Origin of the sequence: Pseudomonas sp. MWU12-3103b (assembly GCF_023100615.1) — a bacterium.
In the GTDB taxonomy this organism is placed as follows: Bacteria; Pseudomonadota; Gammaproteobacteria; order Pseudomonadales; family Pseudomonadaceae; genus Aquipseudomonas; species Aquipseudomonas putida_A.
This window is the reverse complement of record NZ_JALMEY010000009.1, coordinates 235,008-254,885: the sequence shown is the minus strand read 5'-3', so window position 1 is coordinate 254,885 and position 19,878 is coordinate 235,008. Positions and strand designations below refer to the sequence as shown.

The following is a 19,878-nucleotide window of genomic DNA, read 5'->3' as shown; positions in this document are numbered from 1 at the left end:
CTCTCTCCCAGAGGGACAGGGGACTGAATGGGGGATGTTCCAGATGGGCACCGATATGAGCGAGCGGTGCTGAATCCATAATCGACTCGGTTTCTCAGGTCGATGCATGGCTCAAGACACCCGGATAGGCTCCCTCTCCCTCTGGGAGAGGGCTGGGGTGAGGGTTTTACACCGCAGAAGAACCTGCATAAAACAATAAAAGTGAGTGGTGAACATGGAAGTACGCATCAAGCCGGCAGCGGTCGGCACTCTGTTGCTCGCAGTTTCCATTGCGCAAGCCAACGCGCAGTACCTTGAAACCGGCAAGCCCGGCGATCCGGCCAGTTGGCGCAGCGCCGAATTCCAGCGTGACTGGGGCCTTGCGCGGATGCAGGCAGATCAAGCCTACGCCGCCGGCATCACCGGTAAAGGCGTGAAGATCGGCGCTCTCGACTCCGGCTTCGATGCCGGCCACCCCGAGTTCGCCAGCGACCGCTATCACCCGGTGCTGGCCTCCGGCAGTTACGTCGACGGCTCGCTGTTCAACGTCAACGGCACCCTCAATTCCAACAACGATTCCCACGGCACCCACGTGGTCGGCACCATGGGCGCGAGCCGGGACGGCACCGGCATGCACGGGGTGGCGTACAACGCGCAAATCTACGTCGGCAACACCAACAACAACGACAGCTTCCTCTTCGGCCCGAAACCCGATCCGCGCTATTTCAAAGCCGCGTATGACGCCCTGGCCGCTGCCGGCATGCGCGCAATCAACAACAGTTGGGGCAGTCAGCCGCCGGATGTCAGCTATCGCACCCTGGCCGATCTGCATGCCGCTTATGCTCAACACTGGAATCAGGGCACCTGGCTCGACGCGGCAGCGGACGTCTCGCGCCGTGGCGTGATCAACGTGTTCAGTGCCGGCAACAGCGGCTACCCGAACGCCAGCGTGCGCTCGGCGCTGCCGTACTTTCAGCCGGATCTCGAAGGCCACTGGCTGGCAGTTTCCGGGCTGGACCAAAGCAATCAGCAAAAGTACAACCAGTGCGGCATCGCCAAATACTGGTGCATCACCACGCCGGGGGCGAAGATCGACAGCACCATTCCGGGTGGCGATTACGCAATCAAGTCCGGCACCTCGATGGCCGCGCCGCACGCTACCGGGGCACTGGCGCTGGTGATGGAACGCTACCCGTACATGAATAATCAGCAGGCGCTGGAAGTGCTGCTGACCACCGCCACGCAACTCGACGGCTCGATTACCGATGCGCCGACCGAGCGGGTCGGCTGGGGCGTGGCCAACCTCAATCGGGCGATGCGCGGGCCGGGGCAATTGCTCGGTGCATTCGATGCCAATCTGACGGCTGGGCAAAGCGATGTATGGAGCAATGACATCTCCGACAAGGCACTGATTCAGCGCCAGCGCGAAGACCTCGCCGAACACAGCGCCTGGCAGCAGACTCTGCAGGACAAGGGCTGGCAGAACGGTATTCCAGCCGGTGCCAGTCAGCAGGATCAGACCGACTACGCCGTCGGCATGGCGCGCGATGCCGCAGCAGCGACGCGGGTCTATCAGGGCAGCCTGATCAAGTCCGGGGCAGGGCGCTTGCTGCTGACCGGCGACAACACTTTCCGTGGCCCGACTACGGTCAATGGCGGCTTGTTGAGCGTCAACGGCTCGCTGGCCTCGGCGGTGACCGTCAACGACAGCGGCACCCTCGGCGGTTCCGGGCGGATCGCCTCGTTGCTCGCCAACAGCGGCGGCCGCGTAGCGCCGGGCAACTCCATCGGCACCTTAAGCGTGGCCGGTGACGTGACCTTCGCCCCAGGCTCGACCTACGCGGTCGAGCTATCGCCGACCAGCAGCGACCGCATCGTCGCTGGCGGCAGCGCGAGCATCAGCGGTGCCACGGTCAGCCTGTCGCTGGAAAACAGTCCGACCCTGCTCAGCACCACGCAAGCGCGCAGCCTGCTTGGGCATTCGTACGACATTCTGCAAGCGGCCGGTGGTATTCAGGGCCAGTTCGGCGCGGTGCTGCCGGATTACCTGTTCATCGGCGGCAACCTCGACTACACGGCCAACGCCATTCAGCTCGACATTCAGCGCAACGCCACCTCGTTCGCCAGCGTCGGGCAGACCCCGAATCAGCGTGCGGTGGCGGCCGCCGTCGAAGGCCTCGGCGCCGGCAATTCGGTGTACGAAAGCCTGCTGCTGTCGGCGTCTGCCGCCTCGGCGCAGCAAGCCTTCCAGCAATTGAGCGGCGAAATCTACCCGGCGCTCGGCTCGATGCTGATCAATGACAGCCGCCAGTTGCGCGACGCGGTCGGTGAGCGTCTGCACGATGCCAACGCCACGCAAAGCAATGGCTGGATCAAGGCCCTCGGCGCCTGGGGTTCGACCAACTCCGGTAACGACACTTCGCGCTACAGCACCTCAATCGGTGGTCTACTCGCCGGTGTTGACGGCGCGCTGGACGAGCAGACGCGCATCGGTCTGGTCACCGGTTACAGCGACAGCTCGCTGAACATGGGCTCGGACACGCACTCGTCGGCCAAGGTCGACAGCTATCACCTCGGCGCTTACGCCGGTCATGACATCGGCGCCTGGCGCCTGAGCACCGGCGCGGCCTACAGCTGGCATCGCGCCGATGTGAAGCGCGATCTGCAATACGGCGACGTCAGCGCCAAACAGAAAGCCAAGGTCGATGCGGCCACCACGCAGGTTTTCGGCGAAGCGGCCTATCGGCTGAACCTGCAACCGTTGGCGCTGGAGCCGTTTGCCAATCTGGCCTACGTGCATCTGGACACTGACGGCTTCACCGAGAAGGGCGACGCGGCGGCGCTGAAAAGCGCTGGCGATCAGCGCGACGCAGTGCTCAGCACCCTCGGTGTACGGGCGGTCAAGCGCTTCAATCTGTCGGCCGGGCAGGCGCTGGACCTGAGCGGGCATCTCGGCTGGCAGCACAGCCTGAGCGACATCGACGCCGAACAGCATCTGCGCTTTGCCAGCGGTAGCACACCGTACGCGGTCGAGAGTTCGGCGCTGGTGCGTGACGCGGCGCTGGTCGGCGTACAAGCCAGCCTGGCGTTGAGCAAGGACGTGCGGGTCAACCTCGATTACAACGGACAACTGGCTAACCGCGAGAAGAGCCATGGGGTTGGGTTGAGCCTGAATTGGCAGTTCTGAAACAAACCCCGCAGGTCAGGTGAACACACACTTGTGGCGAGGGGATTTATCCCCGATCGACTGCGCAGCAGTCGCTCACCCGGACAACTCGGTTACTGGAAGCTGCTCGGGGTCGCTTCGCGCCCCATCGGGGATAAATCCCCTCACCACAAGCGTTATTTCCCATGCCCGGGTGTGGGCCTGGTACACGGATTTTTCGCAACAACACTAAGGAAGGTCGCTGGATGAATAACAACAATACCCCCGCGCAAACGGGCGGTCGCTTCGCCATGAAAACCCTCAATTGCGCCATGCTCTGCGCACTGACCACCTGGGGCACCGCGCACGCGGCGCCTTACGTGGAAAGCGGCCGCAGCGGTGATCCCGCCAGTTGGCGCAGCGCCGAGTTCCAGGCGGAATGGGGCCTGGGCGCCATTGGCGCGGATCACGCCTACGCCGCCGGTTACACCGGCAAAGGTGTGAAACTGGGGATCTTCGACCAGCCGGTGTACGCCGCGCACCCGGAGTTCTCCGGTGCCAATAAAGTCATCACCCTGGTCACCAGCGGGATCCGCGAATACACCGACCCTTACATCCCGGTCAAAGCCGGCGATGCGTTCCGCTATGACGGTTCGCCTTCGGTCGGTTCCGACGGCAAGCTCGGTGCCCACGGCACCCACGTCGGTGGCATCGCTGCCGGCAGCCGTGACGGCGGGCCGATGCACGGCGTGGCGTTCGGTGCGCAGATCATCAGCGCGGATAACGGTGACCCGGGCCCGGAAGACGGCATCGTCCGTGGCAACGACGGCGCGGTGTACAAGGCCGGTTGGGATGCGCTGATCGCCAGTGGCGCGCGGATCATCAACAACAGCTGGGGCATCGGCATCACTGACCGTTTCGACCTCGGCGGCCGCGACCCGGCGTATCCGCACTTCACCGTCAACGACGCGCAATTGCAGTTCAACGAAATCCGCACGCTGCTCGGCACCAAGCCCGGCGGCGCCTACGACGGCGCCATCGCCGCCGCCCGCAGCGGCATCGTGACGATCTTCGCCGCCGGTAACGATTACAACCTGAACAACCCGGACGCCATCGCCGGCCTCGGCTACTTCGTGCCGGACATCGCGCCGAACTGGATCACCGTCGCCGCGTTGCAGAAGAACCCTGATCTGGCCAGCGCCAATCCGTACATCATGAGTACGTTTTCCTCGCGCTGCGGCTACACCGCGAGCTTCTGCGTCTCGGCGCCGGGCACGCAGATCTACAGCTCGATCATCAGCGGCACCAACGCCGACAACCTGACCACCGGCTACAAGAACTACAACGGCACCTCGATGGCCGCACCGCATGTGGCGGGCTCGATGGCGGTGTTGATGGAGCGCTTCCCGTACATGACGGGCGATCAGGTCGCCACGGTGCTGCGTACCACCGCCACCGACCTCGGCGCACCGGGCATCGACGCCTTGTACGGCTGGGGCATGATCAACCTGCGCAAAGGCATCGACGGCCCGGCGATGTTCGTCACCGAGCAGGACATCCCGGAAGAGTTCCGCATTCAGGGGGCCTACGGTTCCGGGCAGTTTGTCGCGGACTTGCCGGGCATCGGCGCGATCATCGACAAGGGCAAACCGACCGAGCGCGTGTGCACCGACATCACTTGCGGCCTCGACACCTGGCGCAACGACATTTCCGGTCACGGCGGCCTGACCAAGCAGGGCATCGGCACGCTGGTGCTGACCGGCAACAACACCTACAGCGGCCCGACTCTGGTCAATCAGGGGCGTCTGGCGATCAATGGGTCGCTGGCTTCGGCGGTCACGGTCAACGACAGCGGCATCCTCGGCGGTAACGGCCGCATCGGTGCACTGACCGCGAAAAGCGGCGGTACCGTCGCCCCGGGCAACTCGATCGGTACGCTGAACGTCGCCGGCGACGTGACCTTCGAGCGCGGTTCGACTTACGCGGTGGAAGTCTCGCCGACCAGCAGCGACAAGATCGTTGCCGGTGGCAAAGCCGTGATCGATGGCGCCACGGTCAGTCTGTCGCTGGAAAACAGCCCGACCTTGCTGACGACGACTGAAGTGAAGAGCCTGCTGGGTTCGCAGTTCAACATCCTGCAAGCGGCCGGTGGCATCCAAGGCCAGTTCGGGCAAGTGCTGCCGAACTACGCGTTCCTCGGCGGCACCCTGGCGTACTCGGCAAACGGCGTGCAACTGGACGTCGGGCGCAACGGCGCGTCGTTCGCCAGTGTTGGTCTGACGCCAAACCAGCGTGCGGTTGGCGCGGCTGCCGAGGGTCTGGGCGCGGGCAATGCGCTGTTCGAAACCCTGTTGCTGTCGCCGAACGCGGCGTCGGCGCAACAGGCATTCCAGCAACTCTCCGGCGAGATTCATCCCGCCATTGGGACGATGCTGATCAACGACAGTCGCTACCTGCGTGAAGCGGTGGGCGAGCGTCTGCGTGAGCGCGATCTGTTCAATGCCAACGCACCGACCGACGACCGCAGCAACGCCTGGGTCAAGGTGCTGGGTTCGTGGGGCAAGAGCGATGGCGGCCACGAAAACGCCGACTCCAACAGCTCCATCGGCGGCCTGCTGGCCGGTGTCGACGGTTTGATCGCTGAAGATACCCGTCTGGGTTTCGTTACCGGTTATAGCGACAGCTCGTTGAACATGGGCAGCGACACGCATTCGTCGGCCTCGGTCGACAGCTACCACCTGGGTGCGTACCTGGGGCATCAGATCGATGCGCTGCGTCTGACCGCCGGTGCGGCTTACAGCTGGCATCGCGTGGACGTGAAGCGTGATCTGCAGTTCGCGGGCGTCAATGGCAAAGAGAAAACCAAGCACGATGCGGCGACCACTCAGGTGTTCACCGAAGCGGCTTACGATCTGCGTCTGCAACCGATGAATCTGGAGCCGTTCGCCAACCTGTCGTACGTGCACTTGAACACCGACAGCTTCACCGAGAAGGGTGATGCTGCGGCGCTCAAGAGCGGCGAAGACAACCGCGACGTGGTGCTGTCGACCCTTGGTGTGCGTGCCAAGCGCAGCTTCGCGCTGTCGGACAAACATCAGCTGGAACTGGGCGCGACCCTCGGCTGGCAGCACAACCTGAGCAGTGTCGATGCTGACAGCCACCTGGCCTTCGCCAATGGCAACAGCGCCTTCACTGTGCAGAGTGTGTCGATGGATCGTGACGCGGCGGTGGTCGGCGTACGCGCCGGGCTGGCGCTCAATCGCGATGTCCGGGTCAACCTGGACTACAACGGACTGATCGGTAACAACGAGAAAGACCACGGTGTGGGTCTGACCCTCGACTGGCAGTTCTAAAAGCGTGCCGGCAGTCCTTTGGGGGCTGCCGGTTTTGAAGGAAGAGAGAGCGCAACATGGGATTGTTCGATTATAAAAATGCCGACGGCAAAGCGTTGTACAGCGATGCCATCGCACTGACGCTGTATGCCTACACGCCAACCGGCCAGCCGTTGCCGGCCACCGCCTGGAAACCGCTCAGCGCCACGGCGCTGGGTTATCAGGGCAAGGTCGGCGCCCAAGGCACGTTCTTCGGCGAGAAGGACGGCTTCACCAGCGCCGAGGCCGAGGTGCTCGGCAAGTACGACGCCGGCGGCAAGCTGATCGGCATCGGCGTGGCCTTTCGCGGCACTGGCGGTCTGGGTTACAGCGACACCTTCGGCGACATGAAAAACAACCTGCTGGCCGCCATTGGGCCATCGGATTACGCGAGCAACTACGCGAAAAATGCCTTCGACAACCTGCTCAAGTCCGTTGCCGCGTTTGCCATCGCCAACGGCATCGCCGCCAAGGACGTGCTGTTCAGTGGCCACAGCCTCGGCGGGCTAGGGGTCAACAGCGTGGCCGAGTTGAGTGCCAGCAACTGGGGCGGTTTCTTCAAGGATGCCAACTACATCGCGTTCGCTTCGCCGACCCAGAGCAGCACCGGCAACAACGTGCTGAACATCGGTTACGAAAACGATCCGGTGTTCCGTGCACTGGACGGCACCACGTTCAGCAGCGGTTCGCTGGGCAAGCACGACGGGGCGCATGAGTCGACCACCGACAACATCGTCAATTTCACCGACAACTACGCGTCCACCGCGCAGAACCTGGTGCCGTTCAGCATCGTCAATCCGCTGAACTGGTCGGCCCACAGCTCGCTCGGGTATGCCGATGGCTTGAACCGGGTGATCGATTCGGAGTTCTACAACCTCACGCACAAGGACTCGACCCTCATCGTCTCCAACCTTGAGGAATCGTCCCGGGGCAAGACCTGGGTCGAGGATCTGGGGCGCAGCGGCGAGCCGCACACCGGTAGCACCCTCATCATCGGTACCAACAGCAACGACTGGCTCAAGGGCGGGGCGGGTAACGACTTCCTCGAAGGCCTGGGCGGCGATGACCGCTTCCGCGATGACGGTGGTTTCAACATCCTCCTCGGTGGTCAGGGCCACAACACCTTCGAGCTGCAGAAACCGCTGCAGAACTTCAGCTTCGCCAACGACGGTGACGGCACGCTGTACGTGCGCGACGCCTACGGCGGCATCAGCATGACCCGCGACATCGGCGCGCTGGTGAGCAAGGAGTCGGGTTCGTGGTGGGGCAGCAAGGAAATCACCTGGGGTGTCACGGCCAAGGGTTTGACCAATGGCAGCGAACTGACCCAGTACACCCATTCGCTCAACGGCGATGCGTATGGCAACGCACTACACGCCAGCGCCGACGGTGACTGGCTGTTCGGGCTGGGTGGCGATGACAAGCTGATCAGCGACAAGGGCCACGTGACCTTCGTCGGAGGCGCCGGCAACGACGTGATGACGGCGGTGGGTGGCAACAACACCTTCCTGTTCAGCGGTGCGTTCGGTTTCGACGCGATCAATGGCTACCAGGGCAGCGACAAACTGGTGTTCATGGGCGTCGAAGGCGCGGGGCAGGGCTACGACTACAAGCAGCATGCTGTGCAGTCGGGGGCCGATACCGTGCTGAAGATTGGCGAATATGCCGTGACCCTGGTCGGGGTGGGAGTGGCTAACCTGTCGGACTCGGCGTTCGTGTTCGCCTAGCTCCTTGTTAAGACAAACCCTGTAGGAGTGAGCCTGCTCGCGATCGCGGTCAGTCAGTCTCCATCCATGTTGCCTGACACGGTCTCATCGCGAGCAGGCTCACTCCTACAGTTAAAAGCAATGCAAGTAGTACTGAAATGCTCCGGGGCGTGCCCGTGAGGGGCGCCCTGGCTGTGAGCTATCTCTGACAATTCCAACAAAAGAGAGGCAATAGCAATGGGTGTGTATGACTACAAGAACTTCGGCACAGCCGATTCCAAGGCGCTGTTCAGCGATGCCATGGCGATCACGCTGTATTCCTACCACAACCTCGATAACGGCTTTGCCGCCGGTTATCAGCACAACGGCTTCGGCCTCGGCCTGCCTGCCACGTTGGTCACCGCGCTGCTCGGCGGCACCGATTCGCAAGGGGTGATTCCCGGTATTCCGTGGAATCCCGACTCGGAAAAACTCGCCCTCGACGCGGTGAAAAAGGCTGGCTGGACACCGATCACCGCCTCGCAACTGGGCTACGACGGCAAGACCGACGCGCGCGGAACCTTCTTCGGCGAGAAGGCCGGTTACACCACCGCCCAAGTGGAAATCCTCGGCAAGTACGATGCCCAGGGCCATCTCACCGAAATCGGCATCGCCTTTCGCGGCACCAGCGGCCCGCGGGAAAACCTGATCCTCGATTCCATCGGCGACGTGATCAACGACCTGCTGGCAGCGTTCGGTCCCAAGGACTACGCCAAGAATTACGTCGGCGAAGCGTTCGGCAATCTACTGAATGACGTGGTGGCGTTCGCCAAGGCCAACGGCCTCAGCGGCAAGGACGTGCTGGTCAGCGGCCACAGCCTCGGCGGGTTGGCGGTCAACAGCATGGCCGACCTGAGTGGCGGCAAGTGGGGCGGGTTCTTCGCCGATTCCAACTACATCGCCTACGCCTCGCCGACCCAGAGCAGCACCGACAAAGTGCTCAACGTCGGTTACGAAAACGATCCGGTGTTCCGCGCCCTCGACGGCTCGACCTTCACCGGCGCCTCGGTCGGCGTGCACGACGCGCCCAAGGAATCGGCCACCGACAACATCGTCAGCTTCAACGATCACTACGCCTCGACCGCGTGGAATCTGCTGCCGTTCTCGATTCTCAATATCCCGACCTGGATCTCGCACCTGCCGACCGCTTACGGCGACGGCATGAACCGAATTATCGAGTCGAAGTTCTACGACCTGACCAGCAAGGACTCGACGATCATCGTCGCCAACCTGTCGGACCCGGCGCGGGCCAACACCTGGGTGCAGGATCTGAACCGCAACGCCGAAACCCACAAGGGCAGCACCTTCATCATCGGCAGTGACAGTAATGACCTGATCCAGGGCGGCAGCGGCAATGACTATTTGGAAGGTCGCGCCGGCAACGACACCTTCCGTGACGCTGGCGGTTACAACGTCATCCTCGGTGGCGCCGGCAACAACACCCTCGATTTGCAGAAATCGGTGAACACTTTCGACTTCGCCAACGATGGCGCCGGCAACCTGTATGTGCGCGACGCCAACGGCAGGATCAGCATCACCCGCGACATCGGCAGCATCGTCACCAAGGAGCCGGGGTTTCTCTGGGGGCTGTTCAAGGACGACGTGATCCACAGCGTCACGGCCAGCGGTCTGAAGGTCGGCAGCAACGTCACCCAGTATGAGTCCAGTGTCAAAGGCACCAATGGCGCCGATACGCTCAAGGCAAATGCCAGCGGTGACTGGTTGTTTGGTCTGGATGGCAACGATCATTTGATTGGCGGCGTCGGCAATGATGTGTTTGTCGGTGGCGCCGGTAATGACCTGATGGAATCGGGGGGCGGGGCGGATACGTTCCTGTTCAACGGCGCGTTCGGTCAGGATCGGGTGGTGGGTTTTACGTCGAACGACAAACTGGTGTTCCTTGGCGTGCAGGGTGTGTTGCCCAATGATGACTTCCGCGCGCATGCCTCGATGGTGGGGCAGGACACGGTGCTGAAGTTTGGCGGGGATTCGGTGACATTGGTTGGGGTGGCGCTGAATAGCCTCAGTGCCGATGGAATTGTGATCGCCTGATGCATCCGTAACCTGTGGCGAGGGAGCTTGCTCCCGCTGGGTCGCGAAGCGGCCCTGAAGATTTTGTGAGCGCTACGCGCTCAAGCGGGAGCAAGCTCCCTCGCCACAACTCGGTATCAAAAGTGACTCGATAGCCACACCCTGACTCAAAAGCTCTGCAAACAGCAGAAGCGGCCTAAAGCCAGCACGTGCACACACGTTCTATAGCCAGCCGCCATTGAGTACAGGAGATGCACACGTGAAAAGGTTCAAGGGGTATGCCGGGATTGTCGGACTGGCGCTGTTATCGGCCAATGCCTGGGCCGATCTGCCTCAAACCTCGATTCTGAGCCGCTACGGCATCAGTAGCGATCAATTGCCGAAACCGGCGAAGACCGAAGCAGCCGAGCCGGTCGAAGAGAAAAGCCTGTTTCAGATCCAGCCCGAACAGCCGTTCGTGACCATTCGCCTGGGTGACGGCAAACAGCAGCAGGCCACTGGCAATCTGAGCATTGACCGAATGACCCAGCAGGATCTAGAGCGCTGCCGACGTCTGCAAGCCGAGCTGGCACGGCGGGGTGAACAGTATTTCAGCTGTGATCACAGCATTGTGGGTTTGCCTGCTTCCGAATAACCCACGCTTTGACTGCCTTCTGTAGGAGCTCCCGAAGGCTGCGATCTTTTGATTTTGATCTTGAAAAACAAAGTCAAAAGATCGCAGCCTTCGGCAGCTCCTACACGTACAGCAGGGTGTCAGTCTTCCTTGCGCACCGTCGCGACCTCGTCGCCGCGGACTTTCACCTTGGTTCCGGAAATATCCTCGAACTCATAGAACCCGTCCTTGTTCTTGGTTTTCGGCATGTCCTTGGTCAAATACTGAGTACCGTTCTGCAAGGTCACCACGGTCGGTGTCGAGCAGCCGCCCAATGCCAGGAAGGCTGCTACCGCCAGGGGAAGACCCAGAGTCTTGATGTTCATACCCACCTCAAATCCCTCATTCCATATCAATTGACCGACTTCGGTCTCTAACGCGGTTGGTGCCATCGAACGGGGAAAAGTTCGATGGCACCCTGAAAAAATCCCGATTGCCGCTGCCACTGATCTTTTTCCGTTTGCACGCGACGGGGCAGAGCTGGTATCTGTACGCATAACCAGTATTCGCTCGCCATGGCCCTGAATTACCGTGACTGCCAACCCGCTCGACGATCCGTTCTATTACCTCAACAACTTCCGGCAAGTGCTTGATTGGCTTGAGCTTCGCTATGCCGATGTGATGAGCGAATCCGAGCACGGCTTTATCCGCGACTTCAAGGCCTTGCCACGCGCTTCGCAGGGTTTGCTGGTGCGCATGATAATGCGCAAGGGCGTGCATTTCCGCTTCGGCAAACTCAACTACCCGGAAATCGGGGACATCAGCAACGCCGCGCAGCCGTTGTTGCGTCACGGCTGGCTCGACGATCAGGCTTTATTGAGCATGCCCGAAGTGTTCGACGTGTTGCTCAAGGCTGAGCTGCTGCAGGCGTTCGGCAGCTTTATCGAGCAACCCAAGGGCCGCAAGGACGACTGGCTGCCGGCGCTCGCCGAGCAATTCAGCGAGTCGCGCAGCCTCTCCGATTGGGCACCGACGCTCGGCGACCGCTTGCTCAGCCTGACCATCATGGACCTGTGCGACCGCCTGCGTCTGATGTTCTTCGGCAACCTGTATCAGGACTGGTCGGAATTCGTCCTCGCCGACCTCGGGATCTTTACCTACGAAAAAGTCGAGTTCTGCGCTGACTCCCGTGGCCTGCGCAGCCGTGAAGACGTTGACGCCTGCCTGTTCCTGCATCATTGCCAACTGCGTTTCGAAGCCGGTGAACCGTTGGAGCCCATTGTCGAGCAGGTCCGCGCGTTGCAGTTCGACAACCCGTGGCTGCAGCGACGGCGCGGCAAGGTGCTGTTCCAGATCGGTCAGTATTGCGAGCGCGTCGCCGAGTTCGCCCTGGCGTTGAGCATTTACCGCGATTGCGCCTACCCCGGCGCCCGTCAGCGAATGATCCGCGTGCTGGAGCGCTGTGGCGAATACGCACTGGCGCTGGAGCTTGCCACTCTCGCCGAACAGGCGCCGGAAAGCGCCGCCGAACAGCAGAGTCTGCAGCGGATGCTGCCCCGCCTGCGACGCAAACTCGGCGGGCCACCGCTCAAACGGGCAATGCCACGCCCGGTCGAGCGCCTCGATCTGCAACTGCCGCGCACTGATCCGGGATTGTCGGTGGAGTTTTACGTGCAGGCGCATCTACACGAAGACAGCGGCCCGGTGCACTACGTCGAGAACAGCCTGATCAACTCGCTGTTCGGCCTGTTGTGCTGGCCGGCGATTTTTGCGCCGCTGCCGGGAGCGTTCTTTCATCCGTTCCAGCGCGGGCCGGTGGATCTGCTCAACGAAGACTTTCAGCAACGCCGCGCCGAACTGTTCCAGGCCTGTCTCGACCAACTCGACGACGGCCGTTATGCGGCGACCATTCGTGAGCGCTTCGCCGCCAAATGGGGCGTGCAGTCGCCGTTCGTGTTCTGGGGCGCGTTGAATGAGCAACTGCTGGAGCAGGCGCTGGCGTGTTTGCCGGCGGAACACCTCAAGCACTGGTTCAATCGCCTGCTGCTCGACATCAAGGCCAATCGCGCCGGCATGCCGGATCTGATCCAGTTCTGGCCGCAGCACAAGACCTACCGGATGATCGAAGTCAAAGGCCCCGGTGACCGCTTGCAGGACAACCAACTGCGCTGGCTGGAATTTTGCCACCAACACCAGATGCCGGTCGCCGTGTGCTACGTGCAATGGGCGGAGCAGAGCGCTTGAGCTACAGCATTGCCGTCCGTGCCCTATGCGAGTTCACCGCCAAGACCGGCGACCTCGACCTGCGTTTTACCCCTTCGCCGACAGCCCTCGAAGGCATGCTCGGGCACCGCACCGTGGCCTCGCGGCGCAGCGACAAATACCAAAGCGAAGTGGCACTGGAAGGCGAGTTTCTGCAGTTGAAGGTCAGGGGCAGGGCGGACGGCTATGACCCGGCGCAGAACTGTCTGGAAGAAGTCAAAACCTATCGCGGTGACCTGAGCAAGCAACCGGCCAACCATCGGCAGTTGCATTGGGCGCAGGCGAAAATCTACGGCTGGCTGATGTGTCGCAAGCTGGAGCTTGCGCAGATCAATCTGGCGCTGGTGTATTTCGACATCGTCAGCGAAAAGGAAACCTGTCTGGTCGAGTCCTTCAATGTTCCAGCCTTGCAGGATTTTTTCGAACAGCAATGCCGGTTGTTCCTGAACTGGGCCGAGCAGGAAATGGCCCATCGCGAGGCGCGCAATCTGGCCGCGCAGCAATTGAGCTTTCCCCACGCCGACTTTCGCCCCGGCCAGCGGCATCTGGCCGAATCGGTGTTCAAAGCGGTCAGCACCGGCCGCTGCCTGATGGCCCAGGCGCCCACCGGGATCGGTAAGACCCTCGGCACGCTATTCCCGATGCTCAAGGCGCTGGCGCCGCAGCAACTGGACAAGGTGTTCTTCCTGACCGCCAAGACCCCGGGGCGCAAACTGGCGCTGGATGCCAGTCAGGTGTTGTTCGATCAGTCTGAACGCTTGCCGTTGCGGGTGCTGGAGATGGTCGCCCGCGACAAGGCCTGCGAACACCCGGACAAAGCCTGTCACGGTGAATCCTGCCCGTTGGCCCAGGGTTTCTATGATCGCCTGCCCGCCGCCCGTGAAGCGGCCAGCCGGATCAATCTGCTGGATCAGGCGGCGATGCGCGAAGTGGCTCGCCAGCACACGGTTTGCCCGTACTACCTGAGCCAGGAAATGGCCCGTTGGGCCGACGTGGTGGTGGCGGACTACAACTATTACTTCGATTTCAGTGCGTTGCTGTTCGGTCTGGCCCAGCTCAATCAGTGGAAAGTCGCGGTGCTGGCCGATGAAGCGCACAACCTGGTCGAACGCGGGCGCTCGATGTACAGCGCCAGTCTCGATCAGGCCGCGCTGGCCAGTGTGCGCAAGAGCGCTCCCGAGGTGCTGAAAAAATCCCTGCAACGGGTCAACCGTGAATGGAACGCGCTGCATCAGCCGCAACTGGCGCCGTATCAGGCCTACGACAAGGCCCCGGAGAAACTGCTGCAAGCGGTGTCGTTGTGCAGCGCGGCCATCGGCGACTACCTCAATGATCATCCGCAGGGACTCGACAGCGCGCTGCAAACCTTCTATTTCGACATGCTGCAGTTTGGCCGGGTGGCGGAACTGTTCGACGAGCATTACCTGTTCGACATCAGCAAGCGCGACCTCGAGCGCAAGCGACCGCTGTCGCAGTTGTGCCTGCGCAACGTGGTGCCGGCGGCGTTCATCGGCCCGCGGCTGAAAGCAGCGCGCAGCAGCGTGTTGTTCTCGGCGACGCTGAGCCCGCGACGCTATTACGCCGATCTGCTCGGCACGCCCGCCGACACGGTATGCATAGACGTCGAATCACCCTTCAGCGCCGAACAGCTGCAAGTGCAGATCGTCAGCCGTATCTCCACGCGCTTCAATCATCGCCAGGCGTCGCTGGAACCGATCGTCGAGCTGATCGCCCGCCAGTTCAGCGAGCGCCCGGGCAATTACCTGGCGTTCTTCAGCAGCTTCGATTACCTGCAACAGGTGCTGACGCTGCTCGCCGAACGCCATCCGCAGATCAATCTGTGGCAGCAGTCCCGGGGCATGGCCGAAGGACAGCGGCAGGCGTTTCTCGATCAGTTCACCGCCGACAGTCAGGGCATTGGCTTCGCCGTGTTGGGCGGTGCGTTTGGCGAGGGCATCGACTTGCCCGGAGCACGGCTGATCGGCGCGTTCATTGCGACCCTGGGGCTGGCCCAGCTCAACCCGGTCAACGAACAGTTGAAACGGCGCATGGCGGCGATTTTCGGCGCCGGTTACGACTACACCTATCTGTATCCGGGCGTGCAGAAAGTGGTGCAGGCCGCCGGGCGGGTGATCCGCACCCGTGAAGATCGTGGCGTGGTGATGCTGATCGATGACCGCTTCGCCGAACCGCGCATTCAGCAACTGCTGCCACGCTGGTGGTCGCTCGGCACCGACCCTCAATCAACCCATTGATCACGCCGTGAATAGAAGCGCGTTTGCACCTTCCCATGGCGCCGGATTGCCGCATACTTGCGCTAATGAAAACCAGCGGTGAACCTGATGAGTGACAACCCGAGCAAAACTGCAGCGATCGAGGAGATGCGTTTTCGTCTGCTGATCGATGCGGTGGTCGATTATGCGATTTACATGATCGACCCGGACGGCATCATCACCAGTTGGAACTCCGGTGCGAAACGCTTCAAGGGCTACGAAGAGGCGGAAATTCTCGGCGAGCATTTCTCGCGCTTCTATACCGCCGATGATCGTGCGGCGGGCCTGCCGCAACGCGCGCTCGACACGGCGCTGCACGAAGGACGGTTCGAAGGCGAAGGCTGGCGGGTGCGCAAGGATGGCACCAGCTTCTGGTGCCACGTGGTCATCGATCCGATCATTGATCCCAACGGCAAAGTGCTCGGCTATGCCAAGATCACCCGTGACCTGACCGACCGCAAGATGGCCGAGGAAACCCTCAAGCAAAGCGAACAGCAGTTTCGCCTGCTGGTGCAGGGTGTCACCGATTATGCGATCTACATGCTCAGCCCCGAAGGTCGTGTGAGCAACTGGAATCAGGGCGCCCAGCGGATCAAGGGGTACCAGCCGGAAGAAATCATCGGCCAGCATTTTTCGATTTTCTACACCCCTGAAGACCGCGTGGCCGGCGAACCGCAACGGGCGCTGGAGATTGCCACCCGCGAGGGCCGTTTCGAGAACAAGAGCTGGCGCATGCGCAAGGATGGCACGCGGTTTCTGGCCCACGTGGTGGTCGATGCCATTCGCGGCGAAACCGGCACGCTGCTCGGGTTTGCCAAGATCACCCGCGATGTCACCGAAGCCCATGAGTCGCAAGTGGCGCTGGAAAAGACCCGCGAAGCATTGTTCCAAGCGCAGAAGATGCAGGCCATCGGTCAGCTCAGCGGCGGCATCGCCCATGACTTCAACAATTTGCTGACGGTGATTCTGGGTAATCTGGAGATTCTGCAAAAACGCATCGGTGACGACCCGAAAAACAGTCGTCTGCTGGAAAACGCCACGCAGGGTGCATTGCGTGGCGTATCGCTGACTCAACGCATGCTGGCCTTCGCCCGCCGTCAGGAACTCAAGACCGAGCCGGTCGATATTCCGCAACTGGTGCAAGGCATCACCGGACTGTTGCGCAGCTCGATAGGCCCCGGGATTCGCATCGAGACACGCTTTCCCGAGGATCTGCAACCGGTGCTGGCCGACAGCAACCAACTGGAACTGGCGTTGCTCAATCTGGCGACCAACGCCCGCGACGCCATGGCCGACGGTGGCAGCCTGTGCATTTGCGCGCAGCCGGAAGTCGTGCTTGAGCAAAGCCATTCGTCAATGGCGGCGGGACGCTATGTGTGCCTGAGCGTGATCGACACGGGTGAGGGCATGGACGAAGCCACGCTGGGTTCGGCCAGGGATCCGTTTTTCACCACCAAGGGCGTGGGCAAGGGCACCGGGCTGGGCCTGTCGATGGTGCATGGCTTTATCGAGCAACTGGGCGGCCGTTTCATTCTCAAGAGCGAAAAAGGCCATGGCACCCGCGCTGAAATGTGGATACCGGTGGCGCTGGCCGGGGAGACGGCAAAAAACCTCTACCCGGCGGTCAAACCGGTGTTGGTGCCACGCCTCAGTGTGTTGGTGGTGGATGACGATTCGCTGGTGATGACCAGCACCACGCTGCTGCTCGAAGACCTTGGCCATCGCGTGATCAGCGCCACGTCCGGTGCCAGGGCGCTGGCGTTGTTCGAGCAGGGCGAAGTCATCGATCTGATGATCACCGACATGGCCATGCCGCAGATGAGCGGCGCGCAACTGGCGCATGCGGTGCGTTTGCTCAAGCCGGATCTGCCGATCATTCTGGCCACCGGTTACGCCGAACGTCTGGAAGGCTTTGCCGCGCAATTGCCGCGTCTGCCCAAGCCATTCACCCAGCTCAACCTGGTGGAAATCATCGCGCAGTCGATGAAGTGAATCCGCCTGAACTTGTCCGTGGCGAGGGCCTTCTAAAAGGTTTCCCCGCCACGGAGTGCGCGTCCCTTGCCCCGCATACTGACTCAGCCCAGCGCTGAAGAGCACCTGACCGAACACGATGCCAAGATGTTCGGCTCACCCAAGGAACGGCTGGACTTCTATCGCAAGGAAATCCAGTACGAAACCAGCATCCTCGCCAACCGCACTGACGCCTATCTGGCGGCGCAGTCGTTTCTGGTGATTGCCTTTGCCTCGTGCATGGCCAACCTCAACCCTGAGTGGGGCAAGCTGTTTACGCTGGTGGTGCCGCCGTTTCTGGCACTGCTCGGGCTGCTCAGTTCGCTCAATGCGTGGCCGGGGATTCGTGCGGCGTACGACATCATCGATCACTGGCACTACAAGCAGAGCGAGTTGTTGCGCAGCGAGCCGATCATGGGCATGGCTTACGACGAGTCGCCGCTGTTCAGTGAAATGGAGTCGAGCCACAAGGGCTATCGCAAGTCGCTGTTGTTTTCGGTGCGCACGCCATGGATTTTCGCCACGTTCTGGATCCTGCTCGGGGCTTACGCGGTGTTCATTCAGGTGACCAACCCTGGGGGCTGAACGCCGCCCAAAGAAAAAGCCCGGACATCGCTGCCGGGCTTTTTCTTGTGTGCTTTATTCGACGGTTTCAAGTTGCCGACGCAATTCCTGCGAGTGATGCGGTGACATTGGAATCGGCGGGAAGTCTTCGTTGAGGACGCACAAATGATCGATGGCTTCCTCGAACTTCGCATCGGCTTTGCGGCGCATTGCTCGATAGTGCTCAAACTGTTCGAGGTCCAGATTGTCCGCTTCCAGCAGCTCGTAAGCCGCTCGGTTGAGGGCGTGGGCATCTTCGAACAGTTGACGATTGCGTTCCAGGGCCAAAGCCCTGCAAGCCTTGATTTGTGCAGGAGTCGAGCATTCTTTCATGACCGTGACCTTGTTATCCAAAGATTCCTCTTCATGGGCTGCAAGCCGCAGGGGAACCGAACCTGCCGGACCCCGCCGAGTGCATCCAGCGAGGGGTTATGGTTGTGACTGTCGGTTTTGGCCGAGGGATCCATTTATTTTCAGAAAAAACTTCGATGGATTTCCCGACATATTGCCCCCGGAAAAATCAGTTTTTTCGTTTTTGCCGTTGTTCGTAGCGCGCCAGCAGCGGCTGGGTGCTGATGCCATGCAGTAAAATGCTCAGCGCTACCACGGACAGGGTGATGTTGGTGCACAACGTCGCGGCTGAAGGACTGAGGCCATGGTTCAAGGCATAAAACAGATAGAACAGACTGCCGATCCCGCGAATGCCGAACCAACCGATCAACAGCCGCTGACCACCGTCGAGCAAAGTGCCCCAAGGCATCAACGCGACGCAGGCCGGACGCACCACGCAGAACAGCACTGCGCCAATGACCAACGCCCGCCAGTCCCAATGCGGCACCAGCACCACACCGAGCAGGGTCACCAGAAACACTTCCATGGCCCGTTCCACCAGACTGCCGAATGAGAGCATGTCGCCCATCATGATGCCGGCGGCGACCTGGCTGCTTTCCAGTCGTTCGGTATCACCGTGCACCGCGTGCTGCGGTTCGATGTTCTGATGGCCTACCACCGGTTGCACCAGATGTTCGGCGGGCGGCTGACTGGCGCCGGTGGATTTGACTTCTTCCTGACGCAAGCCGAGGCCGGCGGCGAATACCGACAGAAAACCATAACCGCCAATCGCATCTGCGCCGACGTAAGCCAGGGCAATCAGCGACAGCGCCAGATAATCATTCGGGCTCAGGGTGCTGTCGTCGTTACGGATGCGCAGCGACAGGGTCAACCGACCGATGCCGCGACCCATCCAGTAACCGGTCAGCAAACCGACCGGCACCGCCCAGAGTAATCCGTGCAGTACCCAATCGGTCAAGGCGCCGGGTTGCGCATCGGCCTGCAACAGCAGCAAGCCGAGAATCACGAACGGGAACGCGATGCCGTCGTTGAGCCCGGCTTCACCGGACAGACCGAAGCGCACGCTGTCGACATCCCGCGCATCGTTGACCTGCACCAGCGCGGCCAGCACCGGGTCGGTCGGCGCCAGCATCGCCCCGATCAGCAGCGACGGCCCCCACGACAGTTGCAGGCCCCAGTGCAGCAACACGCTGACCCCGGCGATGGTCAAGACCATCACCGGGCCGGCCAGCCCGAACGCAATCCGCCAACGCTTGTCGCGCAGCGGCAGACGCAGCTTGAGCCCGCAGACAAACAGCGAAAACAGCACCGCCACTTCCGTGAGGTGCTCCATCCATACGGAAGCGTTTTCCAGTGACAGTTTCAGTAAATCCAGACCGCTGGGGCCGATGCCGATCCCCAGCAGCAGGCACACGGCCGAAGTGGTGACCGGCATCCAGCGCAGGTACGACGAGGTCAGCGCGAGGGTCAGCAACACCGCGCCAAGCACCGCGACCCAGATGACAAAGCTCATGGA

General features: G+C 61.6%; 12 protein-coding genes. 9 read left to right on the top strand and 3 right to left on the bottom strand.

The features are described from left to right. Positions 1-214: 214 nt before the first annotated feature. From M0808_RS16195 to M0808_RS16175, 5 genes are all read left to right on the top strand, one after another. Complete coding sequence (locus tag M0808_RS16195; protein ID WP_247841856.1) at positions 215-3,166, top strand: autotransporter serine protease; 2,952 nt, start codon at positions 215-217, stop codon at positions 3,164-3,166. A gap of 269 nt (positions 3,167-3,435) precedes the next feature. Continuing rightward, complete coding sequence (locus M0808_RS16190) at positions 3,436-6,477, top strand: autotransporter serine protease (RefSeq protein WP_247841861.1); 3,042 nt, start codon at positions 3,436-3,438, stop codon at positions 6,475-6,477. Positions 6,478-6,533: 56 nt separating this feature from the next. After that, positions 6,534-8,222 carry a polyurethanase gene (locus tag M0808_RS16185; RefSeq protein ID WP_247841855.1) on the top strand — a complete coding sequence of 563 codons (1,689 nt, stop codon included), beginning with the start codon at positions 6,534-6,536 and terminating at the stop codon, positions 8,220-8,222. Positions 8,223-8,438: 216 nt separating this feature from the next. Next, the gene (locus M0808_RS16180; RefSeq protein ID WP_247841854.1) at positions 8,439-10,292 is read left to right on the top strand and encodes a polyurethanase; all 1,854 of its coding nucleotides are present in this window, start codon (positions 8,439-8,441) and stop codon (positions 10,290-10,292) included. A 238-nt stretch (positions 10,293-10,530) separates the two neighbouring features. Continuing rightward, positions 10,531-10,905, top strand: coding sequence for a hypothetical protein (locus M0808_RS16175; protein ID WP_247841853.1), 375 nt, complete (start codon positions 10,531-10,533; stop codon positions 10,903-10,905). Between the two features lie 119 nt (positions 10,906-11,024). Here M0808_RS16175 and M0808_RS16170 read toward each other — a convergent pair whose 3' ends face one another. Then, complete coding sequence (locus M0808_RS16170) at positions 11,025-11,249, bottom strand: YgdI/YgdR family lipoprotein (protein WP_027612790.1); 225 nt, start codon at positions 11,247-11,249, stop codon at positions 11,025-11,027. A gap of 205 nt (positions 11,250-11,454) precedes the next feature. Here M0808_RS16170 and M0808_RS16165 point away from each other — a divergent pair, with 205 nt between their 5' ends. The 4 genes from M0808_RS16165 to M0808_RS16150 all read left to right on the top strand — a co-directional run bounded on the left by M0808_RS16165 (position 11,455) and on the right by M0808_RS16150 (position 17,993). Then, positions 11,455-13,107: a VRR-NUC domain-containing protein gene (locus M0808_RS16165; protein WP_247841852.1), complete on the top strand. Its 1,653-nt coding sequence runs from the start codon at positions 11,455-11,457 to the stop codon at positions 13,105-13,107. Continuing rightward, a complete protein-coding gene (locus M0808_RS16160; RefSeq protein WP_247841851.1) occupies positions 13,104-15,380 on the top strand; it encodes an ATP-dependent DNA helicase in 2,277 nt (758 codons plus the stop codon). The genes M0808_RS16165 and M0808_RS16160 overlap by 4 nt, the downstream gene beginning before the upstream one ends. Positions 15,381-15,467: 87 nt before the next feature. Next, positions 15,468-17,390 (top strand): PAS domain-containing sensor histidine kinase, encoded by a 1,923-nt coding sequence (locus M0808_RS16155; RefSeq protein WP_247841850.1) that lies wholly within the window; start codon positions 15,468-15,470, stop codon positions 17,388-17,390. Between the two features lie 66 nt (positions 17,391-17,456). Then, entirely contained in the window at positions 17,457-17,993 is a 537-nt protein-coding gene (locus M0808_RS16150) for a hypothetical protein (protein ID WP_047597231.1), read from the top strand. Positions 17,994-18,047: 54 nt separating this feature from the next. Here the strand turns inward: M0808_RS16150 and M0808_RS16145 are convergent, their stop codons facing one another. Together M0808_RS16145 and M0808_RS16140 are read right to left on the bottom strand one after the other, a co-directional pair. Further along, positions 18,048-18,344, bottom strand: a complete 297-nt coding sequence (locus M0808_RS16145) for a hypothetical protein (protein WP_096796774.1) — start codon at positions 18,342-18,344, stop codon at positions 18,048-18,050. 187 nt (positions 18,345-18,531) lie between these two features. Then, a complete protein-coding gene (locus M0808_RS16140) occupies positions 18,532-19,875 on the bottom strand; it encodes a cation:proton antiporter (RefSeq protein ID WP_247841848.1) in 1,344 nt (447 codons plus the stop codon). Between the last annotated feature and the right edge of the window lie 3 nt (positions 19,876-19,878).